The organism is uncultured Zoogloea sp., assembly GCF_937894855.1.
Lineage (GTDB): Bacteria > Pseudomonadota > Gammaproteobacteria > Burkholderiales > Rhodocyclaceae > Zoogloea > Zoogloea oryzae.
Map to the genome: position 1 here is coordinate 23,359 of NZ_CALAYQ010000035.1, position 16,240 is coordinate 39,598.

Genomic DNA, 16,240 nt, shown 5'->3' on the forward strand with positions numbered 1-16,240 from the left:
ATCTACTTGGAAAACGCGTAGTTGAGCTGGATGTCGCAGACACCGCCATACCAGCGCTTCAGTCGGTCCATCGCCACGTTGAAGAAGGCCGCTTCGTCCTTCCAGTGCAGCATTCGCTGGTAGCCGGGCATGAACATCTCCTCCTCGCAGACGTAGGCCTGCACCTCATAAAAGCCTTCGCCCAGCAGGCAGCGGAAAGTCATGTCCACGACGAACTCCTCGCCCGCCTCGAACTTCTTGTGCCACACGCCCTCGTAGCCCGGGTTGCCCTGGGCGGCATTCAGATCGGCCGCGAAGGTGCCACCGGAATACACCTTGACGCCCTCGCGGTTGCGCAGGCGGATGCCGAAGGACAGCCGGGTCTGGGGCTTCACGAAGTGGTAGGTGATGCTCACCCGGATCTCGTCGTCGGGGTGCACGGTGCCAAGCGAAGGGCTGCCGTTCACGAAGACATCCACGCGCTTGATGTAGGCGTCGAAATCGCCAAAGGAGGATTTATCTTCCACCACCTCGGGCACCGGCGCCGCGACATTGGCGGATTCGGCCGGCGCTTCGGGCTGCGGCTTGTGGGTGCTGGCGTAGCGGACTTCCTCTTCGTGGAGGCGCCGGCGATATTCGAGGACGATCTCGGACGACGGGCCGATGGAACGGCAGTGGCCGCCATCAAGCAGCACCGAACGGGACGTGAGGGTGCGTACCACTTCCTGGTCGTGGGAGACGAACAGCAGCGTGCCGCCACTCGACAGGAAGCGTTCGAGCCGCTGGTAGCAGCGCTTCTGGAACAGCGCGTCGCCCACCGCGAGAGCTTCGTCGACGATCAGGATGTCCGGCTCCAGCTGCACCTGCACCGCAAAGGCCAGGCGCACGAACATCCCGCTGGAGTAGGTCTTGACCGGTTGGTCGATGAACTCGCCGATGTCGGCAAAGCCGGCGATGTCGTCGAAGCGGGCCTCGATCTCGGCCTGGCTGAAACCCAGCAGGGCGCCGTTGAGGAAGACGTTCTCGCGGCCAGTGAATTCGTGATTGAAGCCAGAGCCGAGCTCGAGCAGCGCCGCGATCCGCCCGCGGGTCTCGACGCGGCCTTCCGTGGGCGACAGCACGCCGGTGACGATCTGCAGCAAGGTGCTCTTGCCGCTGCCGTTCTTGCCGACGATGCCCACCGACTCGCCCTTTTCGAGCTCCAGCGAGATGTGGCGCAGGGCCCAGAAGTCGTGGGCGTAGTGCTTCGGGTGCAGGCCCAGCATGCGATGGGCCCGGGGCAGGATGAACTGCTTGAGACGATCCCTCGGATTGGCGTAGGTCTGGTAGCACTTGCCCACGTCGTCAAGGGTCAGGACGACGGATCTAGAGGACATCGGCGAACCCCTTCCGCGTCTTCTGGAACCACGCAAAACCCAGCCACGCCACCAGCGTGCTCGCCGCCAGGCTCGCGCCGAGCAGCGTCCAATCGGGCTCGCGCCCCCAGATCAGCACATCCCGGGCACTCTCGATGGCCGGCGTGAGCGGATTGAGGTTGAGCAGCGGACGAAACTCCTCGGGCAGGGCGGTGACCGGAAAGAAGATCGGCGACAGGAACATCAATGCGGTGGTGAGGATGCCGATAAGCTGCGACACGTCACGCAGATACACCCCCAGCGAGGCGAGGAACCACGACAGGCCCAGCGTGAGCAGCACCAACGGCAGCAGCACCACGGGAAACAGCAGCGCCGTGATGCCAGGCACCCCGAACAGCGGCACGTAGAACAGCAGCCACACGCCGAGGCTGATGAGCATGTGAAAGACCGATGAGCCCAACGCCACCCACGGCAAGATCTCCAGCGGAAAGATCACCTTCTTGACGTAATTGGCATTGGCGAGGATCAGACCCGGCGCGCGCGTCACGCACTCGGAGAACAGGCCGAACACCAGCATCCCGGTGAACAGCACCAGCGCGAACTCGGTCTTCGAGTCGCTGCCCGCCCCCCAGCGCGCCTTGAACACCACGCTGAACACGAAGGTGTACACCGCCAGCATGAACACCGGATTGAAGAAGGACCACAGGATGCCGAGCATCGAACCCCGATAGCGGCCGATGACTTCCCGCTTCACCAGCGCGGCAATGAGGGCCCGGTTTCGGACCACGGAGGCGATCAACTCGCCCGGACTGATCGAGAAAGCCCGCATCAGCAGCACGCCTCCGCAGCGCTTCCCGACAACGCGCTATTTACCAAAATCAAACCCACAGCAAGAATCCGTTTTCTTTCTTGTATCGCAGCAGCCCGCATCAGGCCGCGCGCCTCTTCAATTCATCCGACGCTCAGAGCCGCCCCAGCAGTGCCAGCGCAAACAGGCTGAGGCTTCCGCGCCATGTCTGGCGATACACGCCCGCGCGCAAAAACCCAGCCACACGTGGCACCAGCCACCGGCCGCGCCCCCCCCTCGAATGCCGCCAGGCAAGCCCGACTCTCGGGCGTGAGGCTATCTGACAGCCGCGCCAGCGCCCGCAGGTTGCCGTCGTGCCATTTCTGCTGACCACCGCCCAGCGCCCGAAGCACTCGGGACGCCATGGCAACCCAGGTGAAATTGCCACCGATGACATTGCCTTCATGCTGACGGTAAGACAGCGATGGGCAGGCATCATACCTGACCACACCGCCACACCCCGAGACGACGAGGTAAATCCACCAATCGTGCACTGCCACATTTACGTCGGCGCCGGCCTTCATCAGAAGGCGCCGCGCGGCCGCATTGAAGACCATCGTATTGCCCCCGGCAATGCTCTGCACCAGGGCATTGCGGAACGCCGGCGGCCTTGCAAACAGCGGCGACAGACCCAGCTCGCGGCCATCCCGATCCACCAGCCGGACCCGCCCGCAGTAAAGCGCGGGCACCGACTCCGGCACGGTTTCGAGCCAGGCCAGGGCCCGCTCGAGCTTGTCCGCATCCCAGATGTCGTCCTGATCGGCGAAGGCGAAGTAACGCGCGTCGATATCGGCACGGCACGCCAGGTGCAGGAAGTTCGCCACGAACCCACCCTTCGGCCCCGCATCGCACTGCACGCGCCCGGAAAGCGCTCCCGCGTAATCACAGAGCGCATCGCGCATGACAGTCGAGGAAGAATCGTCGGAAATCCAGAGTTTCCAGCCGGTGACGGTCTGGGCAATAATGGATTCGAGTTGGCGCCCGAAGAATTCCGGCCCCTCGTAGGTGCCCATCAGGATGGCCACGTCGGGCCGGGTCATGCCGGCATCCTTTCGCGCAACGTCCGAACGCTCAACCCACCGAAGCAAGCACAAACAACCAACGCCAGAGCCCCCGAGTTCCAGATTCCTCCGGCACCGCTGGCCGGCCGCATGCAGCCTTGCAAAAACCTGTCAAATTTATCACGAACCAGCCTGCTGCGGCGCACCAAAAGCGTACCCGCAGACCGACCCTCCCCCCCCAAGACTGCCCATGTTTCACCCCATCGTCCCCGCCCGGATCGTCCTGACCGACGACAACACACCTTACTCGCCCACCTATGACGACGTCTATCACACCACCTCGGGCGGACTCGGGCAGGCGCGGCAGGTCTTCCTGGATGGCAACAGGCTTCCTTCGCGCTGGATCGGGCGCGAGCGCTTCACCATCATCGAGACGGGCTTTGGCCTCGGCCTGAACTTCCTCGCCACCTGGGACGCCTGGCGCAGCGATCCGGCGCGTTGCGCGCAGCTCCATTTCGTTTCGGTGGAGAAGCACCCCTTCTGCGCCGACGACCTGGCACGCCTGCACGCAGCCTGGCCCGAACTCGCCCCGCTGGCCGGCGAACTGCAGCGCCACTGGCCGGCGCTAACGCCGGGCGTACACCGGCTGCATCTGGACGGCGGGCGGGTCGTGCTGACGCTCATTTTTGGCGATGCCGTCGACGCGCTGCCCCAGTTGCACGCGGCAGCCGACGCCTTCTTCCTCGACGGTTTCTCCCCCGCCCGCAACCCTGATCTGTGGTCGCCGGCCGTGTTTGCGCAGCTCGCCCGCCTGGCCGCATCGGGGGCCACGCTGGCAACCTGGTCGGTTAACGGCAATGTCCGCCGTGGTCTTGAGACCGCCGGCTTCACGCTGGAGCGGCGCGCTGGCTTTGGCGGCAAGCGCGAGATGCTCACCGGCCACCGTGCGGATGCCCCCGCCGCCAACCAGGACCAACCCCGCCGGGCGCTGGTGATCGGCGCCGGAGTCGCCGGAACATCGGTGGCCGAACGCCTCGCCGCCCGCGGATGGCAGGTCACCGTGATCGACGAAGCCGACGGTCCCGGACAGGGCGCCTCGGGCAACCGGGCCGGCGTGTTCCGGCCCCTGCCCAGCCTCGACGACAACCGCCTCGCCCGCATCACCCGGGCCGGCTTCCTGTACGGCCGGCATCACCTCGCCCGCCTCGCCGAAGCTGGCCACCCGGTTCGCTGGGCGCCCACTGGCGTGCTCCATCTGGCCCGCGACGACAAGCAGGCCGCCAAGATGCAGGCCGTCGTCGACACCCACCAGTACCCCACCGACTACCTGCGCTTCGCCGATCGGGACGAGGCCTCACGCCTCGCCAACTGGCCGATGGCGCAGGGGGGCTGGTGGTTTCCGCAGGGCGGGTGGATCCAGCCGCCAACCCTTTGCGCGGCCAATCTGGCGGCGGGCGGCGACCGCATCACCACTGTGTTCGGCCGCCGTCTGGCCCGGCTCGAAAGGCGCGGCGACGACTGGCTCGCCTTCGACGAATCCGGCGCCGAGATTGCCCGGGCGGCGGTGATGGTGCTCGCCAACGGCGTCGGCATCCGCGCCATCCCCGAAGCCGCCAGCCTGCCCGTGCGGCCGGCCCGCGGCCAGGTGTCGCATCTACCTGCCACGCCCGACAGTGCGCCGGAGGTCGTGGTGTGCCGGCTGGGCTACGTGAGTCCCGAGGTGGACGGCGTCCGCTGCGCCGGCGCCACCTTCATCGCCGACGACGATGGCACCGAACTGCGTGAGGCCGAGCACCGCGAGAACCTCACCAAGCTGGACTTCATCCTGCCCGGCTTCTCAGCCCCCTTCGATCCGGCCAGCCTCGACGGCCGGGTGGGCTTCCGTCCTGCCTCACCGGATCGTCTGCCGATGGTCGGCGCGGTGCCGGCGGTGGCAAACGCCGAACGGACCACGCCACTGGCCGACATCCCCCGCCAGCCCGGGCTGTTTGCTGCGACCGGCTTTGGCGCCCGCGGGCTGGTGTGGGCAAGCCTGGTCGGCGAGCTGCTGGCCAGCCAGATCAATGGCGATCCGCTGCCCCTCGAGCGGGATCTCGTCGACGCACTCGACCCGGCCCGCTACTTGCTCAAACCGCCGCGTCCCGGCGCCGGCAGCGAAGACTAGGCCCACACGTCATACCGGATGATTTTGTAAGCGGCCTTTGCCACGGTGCGCCATACCCGGGTTGCAGCGTTAAGCTGTCAACTCGAACGGAGAACCCACCATGAGCACGACCCCGAACAAACCCGGCCTGCACCCGATGTTGTGGGTGGCCGCCGCATCCGTCACCGCCGTCAGCCTGGCCGGCGTCGCCAAGCTGGCGGGCGTCCTGCCTGACTTCAGCAAGCCCGCCGCCCCCGAGAGCGTGGTGACCGCCCCCGCAACGCCCATCAAGCCGATCGAGGCGCCCCCGCCCATCGCAGCCGCCGAACCTGCTCCGGCGCCGGCGCCCGCAGTCGAGACCAAACCCGAGCCGCCCGCTTCCAAGGCAGAGCACGTCGCGCCCACCCCGGCCAAGACGGCGCCCCCTAAACCCAAGCCCCATCCCAAGCCAGCCCAGGCCGCCGTCATCGGCGATCCGCCGCCGGCCGACGCAGTGCCTGCACCTCGCGACGCACCGCCCCCGGGCGAACACGCCGGCCGCCGGGTGGCGGATGCGCCTCCTGCGCCGCCCCCCGTCTGCCGCGACTGTGGCGTGATCGAGCACATCGAGGCGATCCAGCAGAAGGGTGAAGGCAGCGGCATCGGCGCGATCGGCGGGGCGATCCTCGGCGGCGTGCTGGGCCACCAGGTGGGTGAAGGCTCCGGCAAGCAGATCGCCCGCATCGGCGGTGCGGTGCTGGGCGGCCTGGCTGGCAACGAGGCCGAGCGCCGCTACCGCACCATCAGCCACTACCAGATCACCGTGAAGCTCGAAGACGGCACCCGCCGGGTGATCGAGCAGCAGAGCGCGCCGGTGTGGCGCGTGGGCGACCCGGTGCGGGTGCGCAACGGCCAGATCGTCGCCGGTGCCGAACAACCCCGCCGCAGCGCGGACTTCTGATCCTCCCCCGGCCGACTCGCAAAGCGGCCGCCCCAAGCAAAAAGCGCGACCCGAGGGCCGCGCTTTTTACTTGTCGAACGCCTGTCGACGGCCGGGCTTACAGCACCCGATCCAGCCGCGCCAGCACCAGCTCGCGGCCCATGGTTTCGAGCACCGCGTCGATGGACGGCGTCTGCGGCTGACCCAGCAGCGCGACGCGCAGGGGAATCGCCACCTGGGGCATCTTCATACCGTGGGCGGTGCAGGTTTCCTTGATCGCGCCGCTCAGCAGCGCCTTCTCCCAGGCCACGTCGGCCAGCTTGCCGCGCAGGGTGGCGAGCGCGGTGCGGGCGGCGTCGGTGAGATGCTGGGCGATGAGCTCGGGCGCCGGGTGCAGGTCGATGTAGAAGGGCTCGGCGGCGTCGGCGAGTTCGACGAGGGTGGACACGCGATCCTTGTACAGGGCGATCAGCGCCTCGAGCGCCGGGCCGGTTTCCGGATCGACACCGCGCTGGGCGAGCCGGCGCGACACATCCGCGGCCAGCCGGGCGTTGTCGGTCTGCTTGATGTAGTGGGCGTTGAGCCACTTGAGCTTTTCGGTGTTGAACTGGGCGGCGGACGGGGTGATGTGGTCCAGGCCGAACCATTCCACCAGCTGCTCGCGGGAGAAGATCTCGTCGTCGCCGTGGCTCCAGCCCAGGCGGGCCAGGTAGTTGATGACGGCTTCGGGCAGGTAGCCGTCGTCGTCGTACTGGGTGACGCTCACCGCGCCGTGGCGCTTGGAGAGCTTCTGGCCGTCGTCGCCGAGGATCATCGACAGGTGGGCGTACTGGGGCACAGTGGCGCCCAGGGCCTTGAGGATGTTGATCTGGCGCGGGGTGTTGTTCACGTGATCGTCGCCGCGGATGACCTGGGTGATGCCCATGTCCCAGTCGTCCACCACCACGCAGAAATTGTAGGTGGGCGTGCCGTCGGCGCGGGCGATGATGAGGTCGTCCATCTCGGCGTTGCCGATCTCGATGCGGCCTTTCACCAGATCGTCCCAGGCGACCACACCGTCAGTCGGGTTCTTGAAGCGGATCACGGGCGACACGCCGGCGGGCGGCTCGGGCAGCTCCTTGCCCGCCTCGGGACGCCAGCGGCCGTCGTAACGGGGCTTCTCGCCGCGGGCGCGCTGGGCCTCCCGCAGGGCGTCGAGCTCTTCGGGCGGCATGTAGCAGGGGTAGGCGGTGCCGGCGGCCAGCATCTGCTGGATGACTTCCTTGTACCGGTCCATCCGCTGCATCTGGTAGAACGGGCCTTCGTCCCAGTTCAGGTCGAGCCAGCTCATGCCGTCGAGGATGGCCTGGACGGCTTCGGGCGTGGAGCGGGCTACGTCGGTGTCCTCGATGCGCAGGATGAAGGTGCCGCCGTGACGACGGGCGTAGGCCCACGAGAACAGCGCCGTGCGCGCCCCCCCGATGTGCAGGTAGCCGGTGGGGCTGGGGGCGAAGCGGGTGCGGACGGTAGAAGCCATGGCGGAGATCCGGGTGAAGACGAAAGCCGCGATTCTATCAAAAGCCCTCACTCGCAGAGGACTCCAGCCCGGCAGACCCGGAACCACGTGCCTCAAAAAATTAGGATGCGATTAGCGTATCCGACATCTATATTCAAAACACCTCACTAATTCCAAACCGCTAGAGGGAGACTCGCAGGATGTACAGGCTTGTGTTACCCCTACTCGTCGCATTTATCACCGCTGGCTGTGCGAGTGTCCGTATTGACTCCCCTTCAGGTGAAGTCCGGCTTGAGCATCGGTGGGGCGTTTTGAGCGTGGTCGTAGACGGGCCTACAACGAGCCATGTCGCCGAAATACAAGGCTTGGGCATCACCTCGACACCGATGGGCTGGAGCGCTGGTATCACGCGGCAGAGCTGGGCTTCCCTCGGGCCGGAATGCAGGCTGGTGATCTGGGTTAGCGAGGCCGAACATCTCGAAGCAGCCAGACGTCTGCAAGCGTCCACCAACGGGGTCTGTGTCGTGAGCCCCAACACCCACTGACAGGAGGAAACACATCATGAACACAGCCCCACGTCTGATCGCACTCTTGCCCGTTCTCGGTCTATGCGCCTGCGCTTCATCGGGAACGCCACTGATCTTCGGCAGTGCCACAACCTTCGGCATGTCAGTCAACGCCACGCCCGACACCCAGGGCTTCGATTTCACGCTCGGATACAAGGACAAGAATCTCGCCATCGTCCCGGTGGCCGTAACGACGGATGGATCGGTTCAGGAGATCACCGCATGGTCCAAGACCTGCAGCGACAAGCGCGATGCGCTTTCTGTCTTCGGCCAGTTCACCAGCAAGGGCGACTGGGCGCTCCTCGGCGGGAGCAGCACCGACGCGACTGCAGCAAAGAGCCAGAAAGGCCATGTCAAGCTCGATCGCTTCTTCGCGACCGGCATCGCGGCGTCGCACTTGGCCAACGGCTATCGGAGGGGCTTGGCAAACACAGTCCCGGCGGACAACGACGAATGTGACAAGAAGGAAACGGCCAACTCAGCCCCTGCGCCGGCCGCAAAGCCCAAGAACACCTCAACAACCGAGCACACCGCCAACAAGCAAACCAACGCCACAAACGAGGGCCAGAAACCGCAGCCACCCTCAGCCCTGGGAAAGCCTCCAGAACAACACCATGTCCGCCGCCTCGTCTATGGCCAGAGCATGACCGTGGGGATCGGCATCAGCGTTCAGACGACAACATCCGAGCAGGGGCCGAACTTCACCATTGGCTACTCGGGTCGCGACATCGCAATCATTCCGACAATGGACTGGAACGCCAGCGGTGGCAGTGCGCGACTCACGGCGCGTGACCAGACCGGCGTCGACGGGCAGTCGACTACAAGCAACGGAGTCGATGGCAAGCCGATGGAAAACCCGGAGGATTCGCGGGAAGTGGACGCGTACTCGGTCTTTGGTCAGTTCAGCGCATCCACCCAGGCGCAGTCAATCGACTACGGCCTGAGCCGCTTCTTCTCGACCGGCCTTGCCGCACGCAACCTAGCCGACGGATTTGAGGCGCTCATTGAGCGGCAATTGAAGACCGACAGCGCAACCGCCAAAGCCAAGGACGACAAGAAGCCTGCCGACACCCAAAAGTAGCAATCCACCCTTGAGGAGCGAGCCATGAAAAAACAGAAAACCACGCTGGCCACCGCCGAAAGCAGCGCAGGCTGGCCTAGCCAGGCCGGATGGCCGCAACAACCCGGTTTTCCAAGCCAGCCGAGCTGGCCCAAGAACATCAACAGTACCCTCAGTCCGATCGAAATACCCGTCGCCCTGCAGAAAGACGGTCAGGAGATCACCGGCACTGACATTCTCGAACTCGCCTTCAAGCACGAAGGCGAGCAATACATCCTCGGCGCCCGCGCGCCAATGAGCGACGCCGGCTGGAAGGGGCCGTGGGATTGCGCCGAGTTCGTATCGTGGTGCGTTTACCAGCGGGCGGGCATCCTGTTCGGCACCGAGCCCCGTCACGACCCCCTCCACGCCGACGCCTACACCGGCTACTGGGCGCAACAGGCCAGAGCAGCCGGCATCACGGTGCCGGTCGCCGACGCGCTGGTCACCGCTGGCGCGATCCTGCTGCGCTACCCGCTGCCCGGCGCCATCGGCCACATCGCCTTTTCCGATGGCGCGGGCGGCACGATCGAGGCCCACAGCAGCAAGACTGGCGTGATCCGTGGCACGGCCAGCGGCCGGCGCTGGGACGTGGGGGTGATGATTCCGGGCATCCGCTACTACCGCGGCGACGAGGACATTTCGCCCACACCACCCGCCAAGGTGATCCGCCTAACCCAGCCGCTGACGCGCGCGCCTCGGGTCACGCAGGTCCAGGAACGCCTAAACGTACTTGGCTACGCCGTGGGGCCGGCGGACGGCATCTACGGGCCCCAGACGGCCCATGCGGTGGCACGCTTCCAGGCCGACCAAGGACTCGTCGCCGACGGCGAAGTCGGTCCGACGACTTGGAAGGCGCTCAAGCTCTAGGCTCCGGCGCGCCCTCGCGGGGCGCCGGAAAGCAGAAGGCCCGGTGCATGACCGGGCCTTCTGCCTTGGGCTGATCTGTGTGCAGATCAGATCGCCGATTCGTTGGTCTCACCGGTGCGGATGCGGACGACCTGCTCGACCGGCATCACGAAGATCTTGCCGTCGCCGATCTTGCCGGTGCGGGCGGCCTTGATGATGGCGTCCACGGCCTGCTCGACCACGTCGCCGGCAACCACCACCTCGATCTTGATCTTGGGCAGGAAATCCACGACGTATTCGGCGCCGCGGTAGAGCTCGGTGTGACCCTTCTGCCGGCCAAAACCCTTCACTTCGGTGACGGTCAGGCCGGTGATGCCGACTTCGGACAGGGCCTCGCGGACTTCATCCAGCTTGAAGGGCTTGATCACGGCTTCGATTTTTTTCATTGGCGGTCTCCAGGAAACGATTCTGCATTCTAGCCCGAAAGGCCGGGCCATCGGGATGCGGACGGGAAGGTTCAGGCGTCGCGGTAGCGGGACGTGATCGGGTAACGCCAGTCCTTGCCGAAGCCGCGCTGGGTGACGCGCACCCCCGGCGGCGACTGGCGGCGCTTGTACTCGTTGCGGCGGAGCATCGCCACGGCGCGGTAAACGTCCACCTCCGGGTAGCCCTGGGCGACGATCTCGCGGGGCGAGAGGTCGTCTTCCATGTAGGCGGCGATGATGGCGTCGAGCACCTCGTAGGGCGGCAGGGAATCCTGGTCGCACTGGTCGGGCTTGAGCTCGGCCGAAGGCGGACGGGTGAGGATGTTGTCGGGGATCACCGGGCCGCCGGGCTGGGCGTTGCGCCAGGCGCACAGGCGATAGACGAAGGTCTTGTAGATGTCCTTGATGACCGCGAAACCGCCCGCCATGTCGCCGTAGAGCGTGGCGTAGCCGGTGGCCATCTCGCTCTTGTTGCCGGTGGTGAGCACGATGGCGCCGGTCTTGTTGGAGAGCGCCATCAGAATCATCCCGCGGATGCGCGACTGGAGGTTCTCCTCGGTCGTATCCTCGGGCAGGCCGGCAAACTGCGGCGCCAGCATCGCGGCGAAGGTCTTCATCGCCGGCTCGATGGCGATCTCGTCGTAGCGCACGCCGATGCGGCGGACCATCTCGCGGGAATCATCCAAGCTCATCTGGGCCGTATAAGGCGACGGCATCATCACGGCACGCACCTTGTCGGCGCCCAGCGCATCCACGGCAATGGCCAGGGTGAGCGCCGAATCCACGCCGCCGGAGAGGCCGATCAGCGCACCCGGGAAGCCGTTCTTGCCCAGATAGTCGCGCACGCCCAGCACCAGCGCCTGATACACGTCGGCCTCGACGGGGCGTTCGGCGGGCACGCTGCGCTCCTGCCAGCGGCCGTCGGCGAAGTGCAGCAGCGACAGCGCCTCGGCAAACATCGCGCCCTGCCAGGCCAGCGTGCCGTCCTCGTCGAGGGCGAAGGAGCCGCCGTCGAAGACCAGCTCATCCTGCCCGCCCACCAGGTTGCAATAGGCCACCGGCAGGCCGGTATCGGCGATGCGCTCGCGCAGCACGTCGTAACGCAGCTGCTGCTTGTTCATGTGGAAGGGCGAGGCGTTGAGCACCAGCAGCAGCTCGGCGCCGGCTTCGCGGGCACCGTCGGCGGCGCCGGCTTCCCACACGTCGGCGCAGATGTTCACGCCGATCTTCACGCCCTTCAGCTCGAACACGCAGGCTTCAGTGCCGGGCTCGAAGTAGCGCTCTTCGTCGAACACCTCGTAGTTGGGCAGGCGATGCTTGAAGTAGGTGTGGGTGATGCGCCCGTCGCGGATCACCGCGGCGGCGTTGTAGCGCTCGCCGCCGTAAAGGGCCGGATAGCCGACCAGCACGGTGATGCCCTGCACCTGGGTGGCGAGGGCCGCCAGCTCATCGGCGCAGGTGTCGATGAAGGCCGGCCGCAGGAGCAGATCCTCGGCCGGGTAGCCGCACAGGGCGAGTTCAGGGGTGAGGACCACATCGGCGCCCGCGGCCTTGGCCCGGGTCACCGCTTCCAGTATCCGGCGCGCATTGCCGGAGATGTCGCCCACGACGGCATTGATCTGGGCGACAGCGACGCAAAGTGGGGTTTTCATGGGGCGACACTATACCGCAGGCGCCCAGTCACGATCCGCCCCGCACGCAGCAGCCAGCGCCCAGGCCCCGCTCGCGCACATCGATCAACGGGCGGAACCCCGCAATCCGGACATGGAATTCGCACGCGATATGACATAAATTGATTGCATGCACTCATCCCGGGGAAAGCCATCCCCGCCATCACTCCAAAAGGAGCAGGACATGACGACGATCTTCTGGCCGCTGCAAAGCAACATCATCCGTCGATGCTCGACCAACAACACCTTCGGCATGGTGCGCAAGTTCGCTGACGGCACGCCCAAACCGCATCAAGGCTGGGATTTTGCGGCCAGAGTCCAGACCCCCGTTTACGCCATCGCCGACGGACGCGTGGCTTTCGTGCGGGACAAAGGCGACTACGGCCTGCAGTTATGCCTCGAGTTCGAGTTCGAGGAGGCCACGCTGTACGCGTTTTATGCCCATTTGTTCAAGGTATTCGTGCGTGAGGACGATGCCGTCAAAGGTAACGATCAAATCGCGGCATCGGGGGAAAGCGGAAACGCCAAGGGGATGCCCGCGAACGACCAGCACCTCCACTTTGAAATCCGCACCAAAGCCCAGGCGGGGCTCGGCCTGGCAAACCGGCTGAGCCCCCTCCGCGTATTTGGTGAATGCCCACTCCACAAAGAGATCGCCGGATGAGCCCGCACTCGATGAATCGCCTTGCCTCCCTGTTAGGCGTGATCATTGCCACAAGCCTTTCCGCGGAAGACGCACGGCCCGACGCTCCGCCTGCGCCCGCCCGTCCCATCACCGCTCCGGCCGCCCGACTAGCACCGGCCGACGCAGTGGGTTTTGATGGCAGCCGCCTAGGCCTAACCGACTGCCGGGTCGCACGCCAAGCAGTTCAAGGCCTGATCCTGGCCATCTGCCGGGATCCGGAGATGGATCGCGGCAAGAACCCGGGGCTGCGCCTGATCGCCGTGCATCACGATCCGAACGGCGAGCACATTCGCTTCCGCAGCCCGTTCGGCGGCGGCGACGCGTACACCGCGAACCTCACCGTCTTCGCCCTACCCCGCTCCGGCAGCCAGGTCATCCTGGTGGATTTCGCTGCCGAGTTTCACTACGGAACACAGGTATTCTTCCTGCGCGAGCACGGCCTGCCGCGTCTGGTCGGCAATATCGACGGCGTGGCGCTCGACGACGACGACGACGCTGCCGCACCGAGCCGCTACGTCAGCGTCCTCGGCACGTCGGCCGGCTTTCAACTGCGCTTCAGCCGCCCGCTGATCAGGCTCGACCGCAATGGACTGCCGGGCAGAGCCCGCCCCACCACCTACCACTACGACATCGGCACGGAGCGCTGGACGCAATCAGGCAACTAAGACGTCTGCAACCCGACGACGGGCCACCATTGGCAACAGTAAGCGCCTGTCTTTACCGACCGCGACACCACGGTGCTCCACGATTTCCGCCTCCACCCCGCCATCGCCGAGATCCCCGCCGATCAGTGGGATGCCCTCGCTGGCGATCAGCCCTGCCTGTCCCACGCCTTTCTGGCGGCGCTGGAAACCAGCGGCTGCGTGGCGCCGGGCACCGGATGGGTGCCGCAGCACGCGGCGCTGTGGGACGGCCCGCGGCTGCTGGCGGCGATGCCGATGTACCTCAAGCACCACTCCTACGGCGAATACGTGTTCGACTGGGCATGGGCCGACGCCTACCGACGCCACGGGCTGGATTACTACCCCAAGTGGCTGTCGGCCCTGCCCTTCACGCCGGTGCCGGGCCTGCGGGTGCTGGGGGTGGATGAGGCAAGCCGGCGGGCGCTGATCAGCCGGGTGATCGAACAGGTGCGGGATTCCGGCGCATCGTCGCTGCACGTGCTCTTCCCCACCGAAGAGGAAACCGGCTGGCTCGCCGAGGCCGGGCTGGAGATCCGCCACGGGGTGCAGTTTCACTGGCAGAACGCCGGCTACCGGGATTTCGACGACTTCCTCGCCCGCCTCGCCCAGCCCAAGCGCAAGAAGATCCGCCAGGAGCGGCGCAAGGTGGCGGATGCGGGGGTGACTTTCCGGGTGCTGCGGGGCGCGGCCATCGGCGCGGACGACTGGGCGTTCTTCCACGCCTGCTACTGCCGCACCTACGCCGAGCACCGCTCGTCGCCCTATCTCACGCTGCGCTTCTTCGAGGATTTCCACCACGCCCGGCCCGAGTCCTGCGTGCTGATGATCGCCGAACGCGTTGGCCAGCCGGTGGCAGCCAGCCTCTTTCTACAGGATGCCGAGGCGCTCTACGGCCGCTACTGGGGCGCGACCGAATTCATCCCCTGCCTGCACTTCGAGGCCTGCTACTACCAGGCCATCGACTACGCGATCCAGCAGGGCCTCGCCCGTTTCGAGGGCGGCGCCCAGGGCGAGCACAAGCTCTCGCGCGGGCTGGAGCCGGTGCGCACCACCTCCGCCCACTGGATCGCCGACCCGCGCTTCCGGGATGCGGTGCGACGTTTCCTGGCCCAGGAGCGCAACGGGGTGGATGGCTATCTGGACGAGCTCACCGAGCACCTGCCCTTCCGGCGGCAGGGCGAATGATCAGCGGACGCCGCAGGCGGCGGGCTGGAGCTTTTCCTCGCGGATCGGCAGGTTGACCAGCGCGGCGAGGCCCGCCAGCACCATGTCGGCGTACCACATCCAGTCATAGTTGCCGGATTCCACCAGCGCGATGCCACCCAGCCAGGCGCCAAAGAAGGCGCCGATCTGGTGGGACAGCAGCGTGAGCCCGAACAGCGTGCCCAGGTAGCGCAGGCCGAACAGCTTGCCCACCAGCCCGGCGGTGGGCGGCACGGTGGCGAGCCAGGTGAGGCCCAGGCCAATGGCGAAGACGTAAAAGGTCAGGTCCGTCTTGGGCGAAATGAGATAGATGCCCACCATCACTGCCCGGGAGGCGTACATCCACACCAGCAGCCACTTCATCCGGTAACGCTGGCCCAGCGCCCCGGCCGACAGGCTGCCGACGATGTTGGCGAGCCCGATCAGCGCCAGCGACAGGGCCGACACGCTGGCCGGCAGGCCGCACAGATCCACCGCGCCGGGCAGGTGGGTGACGAGGAAGGCGATGTGGAAGCCGCAGGTGAAGAAGCCCGCGTGCAGACACCAGTAGCTGCGGTCGCGGAAGGCGACGCGCAACTGTTCGGTGAGGCTCATGCTCACCGCCGCGCCGCCCGCCGGGTGCTCGGCCTTGTGGCGCAGCGGCCACGAGAGCGGGATCGTCAGCAGGGTGACCGCGGCGAGGCTGAACAGCGCCGTCACCCAGCCGTAGGCGCCGATCAAAAACTGCGACAGGGGCGCGAAGACGAACTGCCCGAACGAACCGCCGGCGTTGATGAAGCCCGACGCAAACGCCCGCTTTTCAGCCGGCAGGCGCTGGGACACCGCGCCCAGCAGGATCGAGAAGCTGCCCGCCCCGGCGCCGGCTGCGACCATCAGGCCGACGGTGACGGTGAGCGCAAACTGGCTGTCGACGAAGGGCGTGAGCGCGAGCCCGAGGGCCATCAGTGCCGCGCCGCCGAACAGCGATCCGGCGGGGCCGTAGCGGTCGGCGATGGCGCCAAACACCGGCTGGGAGGCCCCCCACACGAACTGCGACACCGCCATCGCGAAGCTGATGCCGGTGATGCCGATGCCGGTGGCCGTGTTGATCGGCGACACGTAGAGCCCGAGGGACAGACGCACGCCCACGGTCACCATCAGCACCGCGGAGGCGGCCAGGATGAGGGTCCAGTACGACGTTGGCGTCGGCGGATTGGCTTGGGACGGAGTCATCGGAAAACGCGGGGGCTGACGAAAAACAGCCGGCCAGCATCCACCGAAA

The 16,240-nt window shown here is 66.5% G+C and carries 14 protein-coding genes; 7 read left to right on the top strand and 7 right to left on the bottom strand.

Annotation, left to right across the window (positions count from 1 at the left end):
- Window positions 1–2 precede the first annotated feature (2 nt).
- The 3 genes from Q0672_RS03680 to Q0672_RS03690 form a co-directional block, all read right to left on the bottom strand.
- Entirely contained in the window at window positions 3–1,355 is a 1,353-nt protein-coding gene (locus Q0672_RS03680; RefSeq protein ID WP_298619852.1) for an ABC transporter ATP-binding protein, read from the bottom strand.
- A complete protein-coding gene (locus Q0672_RS03685; protein WP_298619854.1) occupies window positions 1,345–2,121 on the bottom strand; it encodes an ABC transporter permease in 777 nt (258 codons plus the stop codon). Before Q0672_RS03685 ends, Q0672_RS03680 begins: the two co-directional genes overlap by 11 nt.
- A gap of 164 nt (window positions 2,122–2,285) precedes the next feature.
- A complete protein-coding gene (locus tag Q0672_RS03690) occupies window positions 2,286–3,221 on the bottom strand; it encodes a glycosyltransferase family 2 protein (RefSeq protein WP_298619856.1) in 936 nt (311 codons plus the stop codon).
- A 211-nt stretch (window positions 3,222–3,432) separates the two neighbouring features.
- Here Q0672_RS03690 and mnmC point away from each other — a divergent pair, with 211 nt between their 5' ends.
- Window positions 3,433–5,346, top strand: coding sequence for a bifunctional tRNA (5-methylaminomethyl-2-thiouridine)(34)-methyltransferase MnmD/FAD-dependent 5-carboxymethylaminomethyl-2-thiouridine(34) oxidoreductase MnmC (gene mnmC, locus Q0672_RS03695; RefSeq protein ID WP_298619858.1), 1,914 nt, complete (start codon window positions 3,433–3,435; stop codon window positions 5,344–5,346).
- A gap of 100 nt (window positions 5,347–5,446) precedes the next feature.
- The gene (locus tag Q0672_RS03700; RefSeq protein ID WP_298619861.1) at window positions 5,447–6,265 is read left to right on the top strand and encodes a glycine zipper 2TM domain-containing protein; all 819 of its coding nucleotides are present in this window, start codon (window positions 5,447–5,449) and stop codon (window positions 6,263–6,265) included.
- Window positions 6,266–6,362: 97 nt separating this feature from the next.
- Here the strand turns inward: Q0672_RS03700 and gltX are convergent, their stop codons facing one another.
- Window positions 6,363–7,760: a glutamate--tRNA ligase gene (gene gltX / locus Q0672_RS03705; protein WP_153161247.1), complete on the bottom strand. Its 1,398-nt coding sequence runs from the start codon at window positions 7,758–7,760 to the stop codon at window positions 6,363–6,365.
- A 540-nt stretch (window positions 7,761–8,300) separates the two neighbouring features.
- On the opposite strand from gltX, the gene Q0672_RS03710 reads away from it, so the two are divergent.
- Both Q0672_RS03710 and Q0672_RS03715 read left to right on the top strand, forming a co-directional pair.
- On the top strand, window positions 8,301–9,386 hold the full coding sequence (locus Q0672_RS03710; RefSeq protein WP_298619867.1) for a hypothetical protein: 1,086 nt from the start codon (window positions 8,301–8,303) through the stop codon (window positions 9,384–9,386).
- A gap of 24 nt (window positions 9,387–9,410) precedes the next feature.
- Entirely contained in the window at window positions 9,411–10,274 is an 864-nt protein-coding gene (locus Q0672_RS03715; protein ID WP_228111851.1) for a peptidoglycan-binding domain-containing protein, read from the top strand.
- An 86-nt stretch (window positions 10,275–10,360) separates the two neighbouring features.
- Here Q0672_RS03715 and Q0672_RS03720 read toward each other — a convergent pair whose 3' ends face one another.
- Both Q0672_RS03720 and Q0672_RS03725 read right to left on the bottom strand, forming a co-directional pair.
- On the bottom strand, window positions 10,361–10,699 hold the full coding sequence (locus Q0672_RS03720; RefSeq protein WP_284187328.1) for a P-II family nitrogen regulator: 339 nt from the start codon (window positions 10,697–10,699) through the stop codon (window positions 10,361–10,363).
- 71 nt (window positions 10,700–10,770) lie between these two features.
- Window positions 10,771–12,390, bottom strand: a complete 1,620-nt coding sequence (locus tag Q0672_RS03725; protein WP_298619872.1) for an NAD+ synthase — start codon at window positions 12,388–12,390, stop codon at window positions 10,771–10,773.
- A gap of 202 nt (window positions 12,391–12,592) precedes the next feature.
- On the opposite strand from Q0672_RS03725, the gene Q0672_RS03730 reads away from it, so the two are divergent.
- From Q0672_RS03730 to Q0672_RS03740, 3 genes are all read left to right on the top strand, one after another.
- Window positions 12,593–13,072 carry a M23 family metallopeptidase gene (locus tag Q0672_RS03730; RefSeq protein WP_194271193.1) on the top strand — a complete coding sequence of 160 codons (480 nt, stop codon included), beginning with the start codon at window positions 12,593–12,595 and terminating at the stop codon, window positions 13,070–13,072.
- Window positions 13,073–13,314: 242 nt separating this feature from the next.
- A complete protein-coding gene (locus tag Q0672_RS03735; RefSeq protein WP_153161242.1) occupies window positions 13,315–13,758 on the top strand; it encodes a hypothetical protein in 444 nt (147 codons plus the stop codon).
- Window positions 13,759–13,830: 72 nt separating this feature from the next.
- A complete protein-coding gene (locus Q0672_RS03740) occupies window positions 13,831–14,961 on the top strand; it encodes a GNAT family N-acetyltransferase (RefSeq protein WP_298619876.1) in 1,131 nt (376 codons plus the stop codon).
- Here Q0672_RS03740 and Q0672_RS03745 read toward each other — a convergent pair whose 3' ends face one another.
- The gene (locus tag Q0672_RS03745; RefSeq protein WP_298619878.1) at window positions 14,962–16,191 is read right to left on the bottom strand and encodes an MFS transporter; all 1,230 of its coding nucleotides are present in this window, start codon (window positions 16,189–16,191) and stop codon (window positions 14,962–14,964) included.
- Between the last annotated feature and the right edge of the window lie 49 nt (window positions 16,192–16,240).

Bases quoted from the DNA above. Each gene is read 5' to 3' on its own strand.
- Q0672_RS03715 (WP_228111851.1), top strand. From the start codon at position 9,411: ATGAAAAAACAGAAAACCACGCTGGCCACCGCCGAAAGCAGCGCAGGC.
- Q0672_RS03735 (WP_153161242.1), top strand. From the start codon at position 13,315: ATGGATCGCGGCAAGAACCCGGGGCTGCGCCTGATCGCCGTGCATCAC.
- Q0672_RS03745 (WP_298619878.1), bottom strand. From the start codon at position 16,191: ATGACTCCGTCCCAAGCCAATCCGCCGACGCCAACGTCGTACTGGACC.
- Q0672_RS03730 (WP_194271193.1), top strand. From the start codon at position 12,593: ATGACGACGATCTTCTGGCCGCTGCAAAGCAACATCATCCGTCGATGC.
- Q0672_RS03700 (WP_298619861.1), top strand. From the start codon at position 5,447: ATGAGCACGACCCCGAACAAACCCGGCCTGCACCCGATGTTGTGGGTG.
- Q0672_RS03725 (WP_298619872.1), bottom strand. From the start codon at position 12,390: ATGAAAACCCCACTTTGCGTCGCTGTCGCCCAGATCAATGCCGTCGTG.
- Q0672_RS03710 (WP_298619867.1), top strand. From the start codon at position 8,301: ATGAACACAGCCCCACGTCTGATCGCACTCTTGCCCGTTCTCGGTCTA.
- Q0672_RS03680 (WP_298619852.1), bottom strand. From the start codon at position 1,355: ATGTCCTCTAGATCCGTCGTCCTGACCCTTGACGACGTGGGCAAGTGC.
- Q0672_RS03690 (WP_298619856.1), bottom strand. From the start codon at position 3,221: ATGACCCGGCCCGACGTGGCCATCCTGATGGGCACCTACGAGGGGCCG.
- mnmC (WP_298619858.1), top strand. From the start codon at position 3,433: ATGTTTCACCCCATCGTCCCCGCCCGGATCGTCCTGACCGACGACAAC.
- Q0672_RS03720 (WP_284187328.1), bottom strand. From the start codon at position 10,699: ATGAAAAAAATCGAAGCCGTGATCAAGCCCTTCAAGCTGGATGAAGTC.
- gltX (WP_153161247.1), bottom strand. From the start codon at position 7,760: ATGGCTTCTACCGTCCGCACCCGCTTCGCCCCCAGCCCCACCGGCTAC.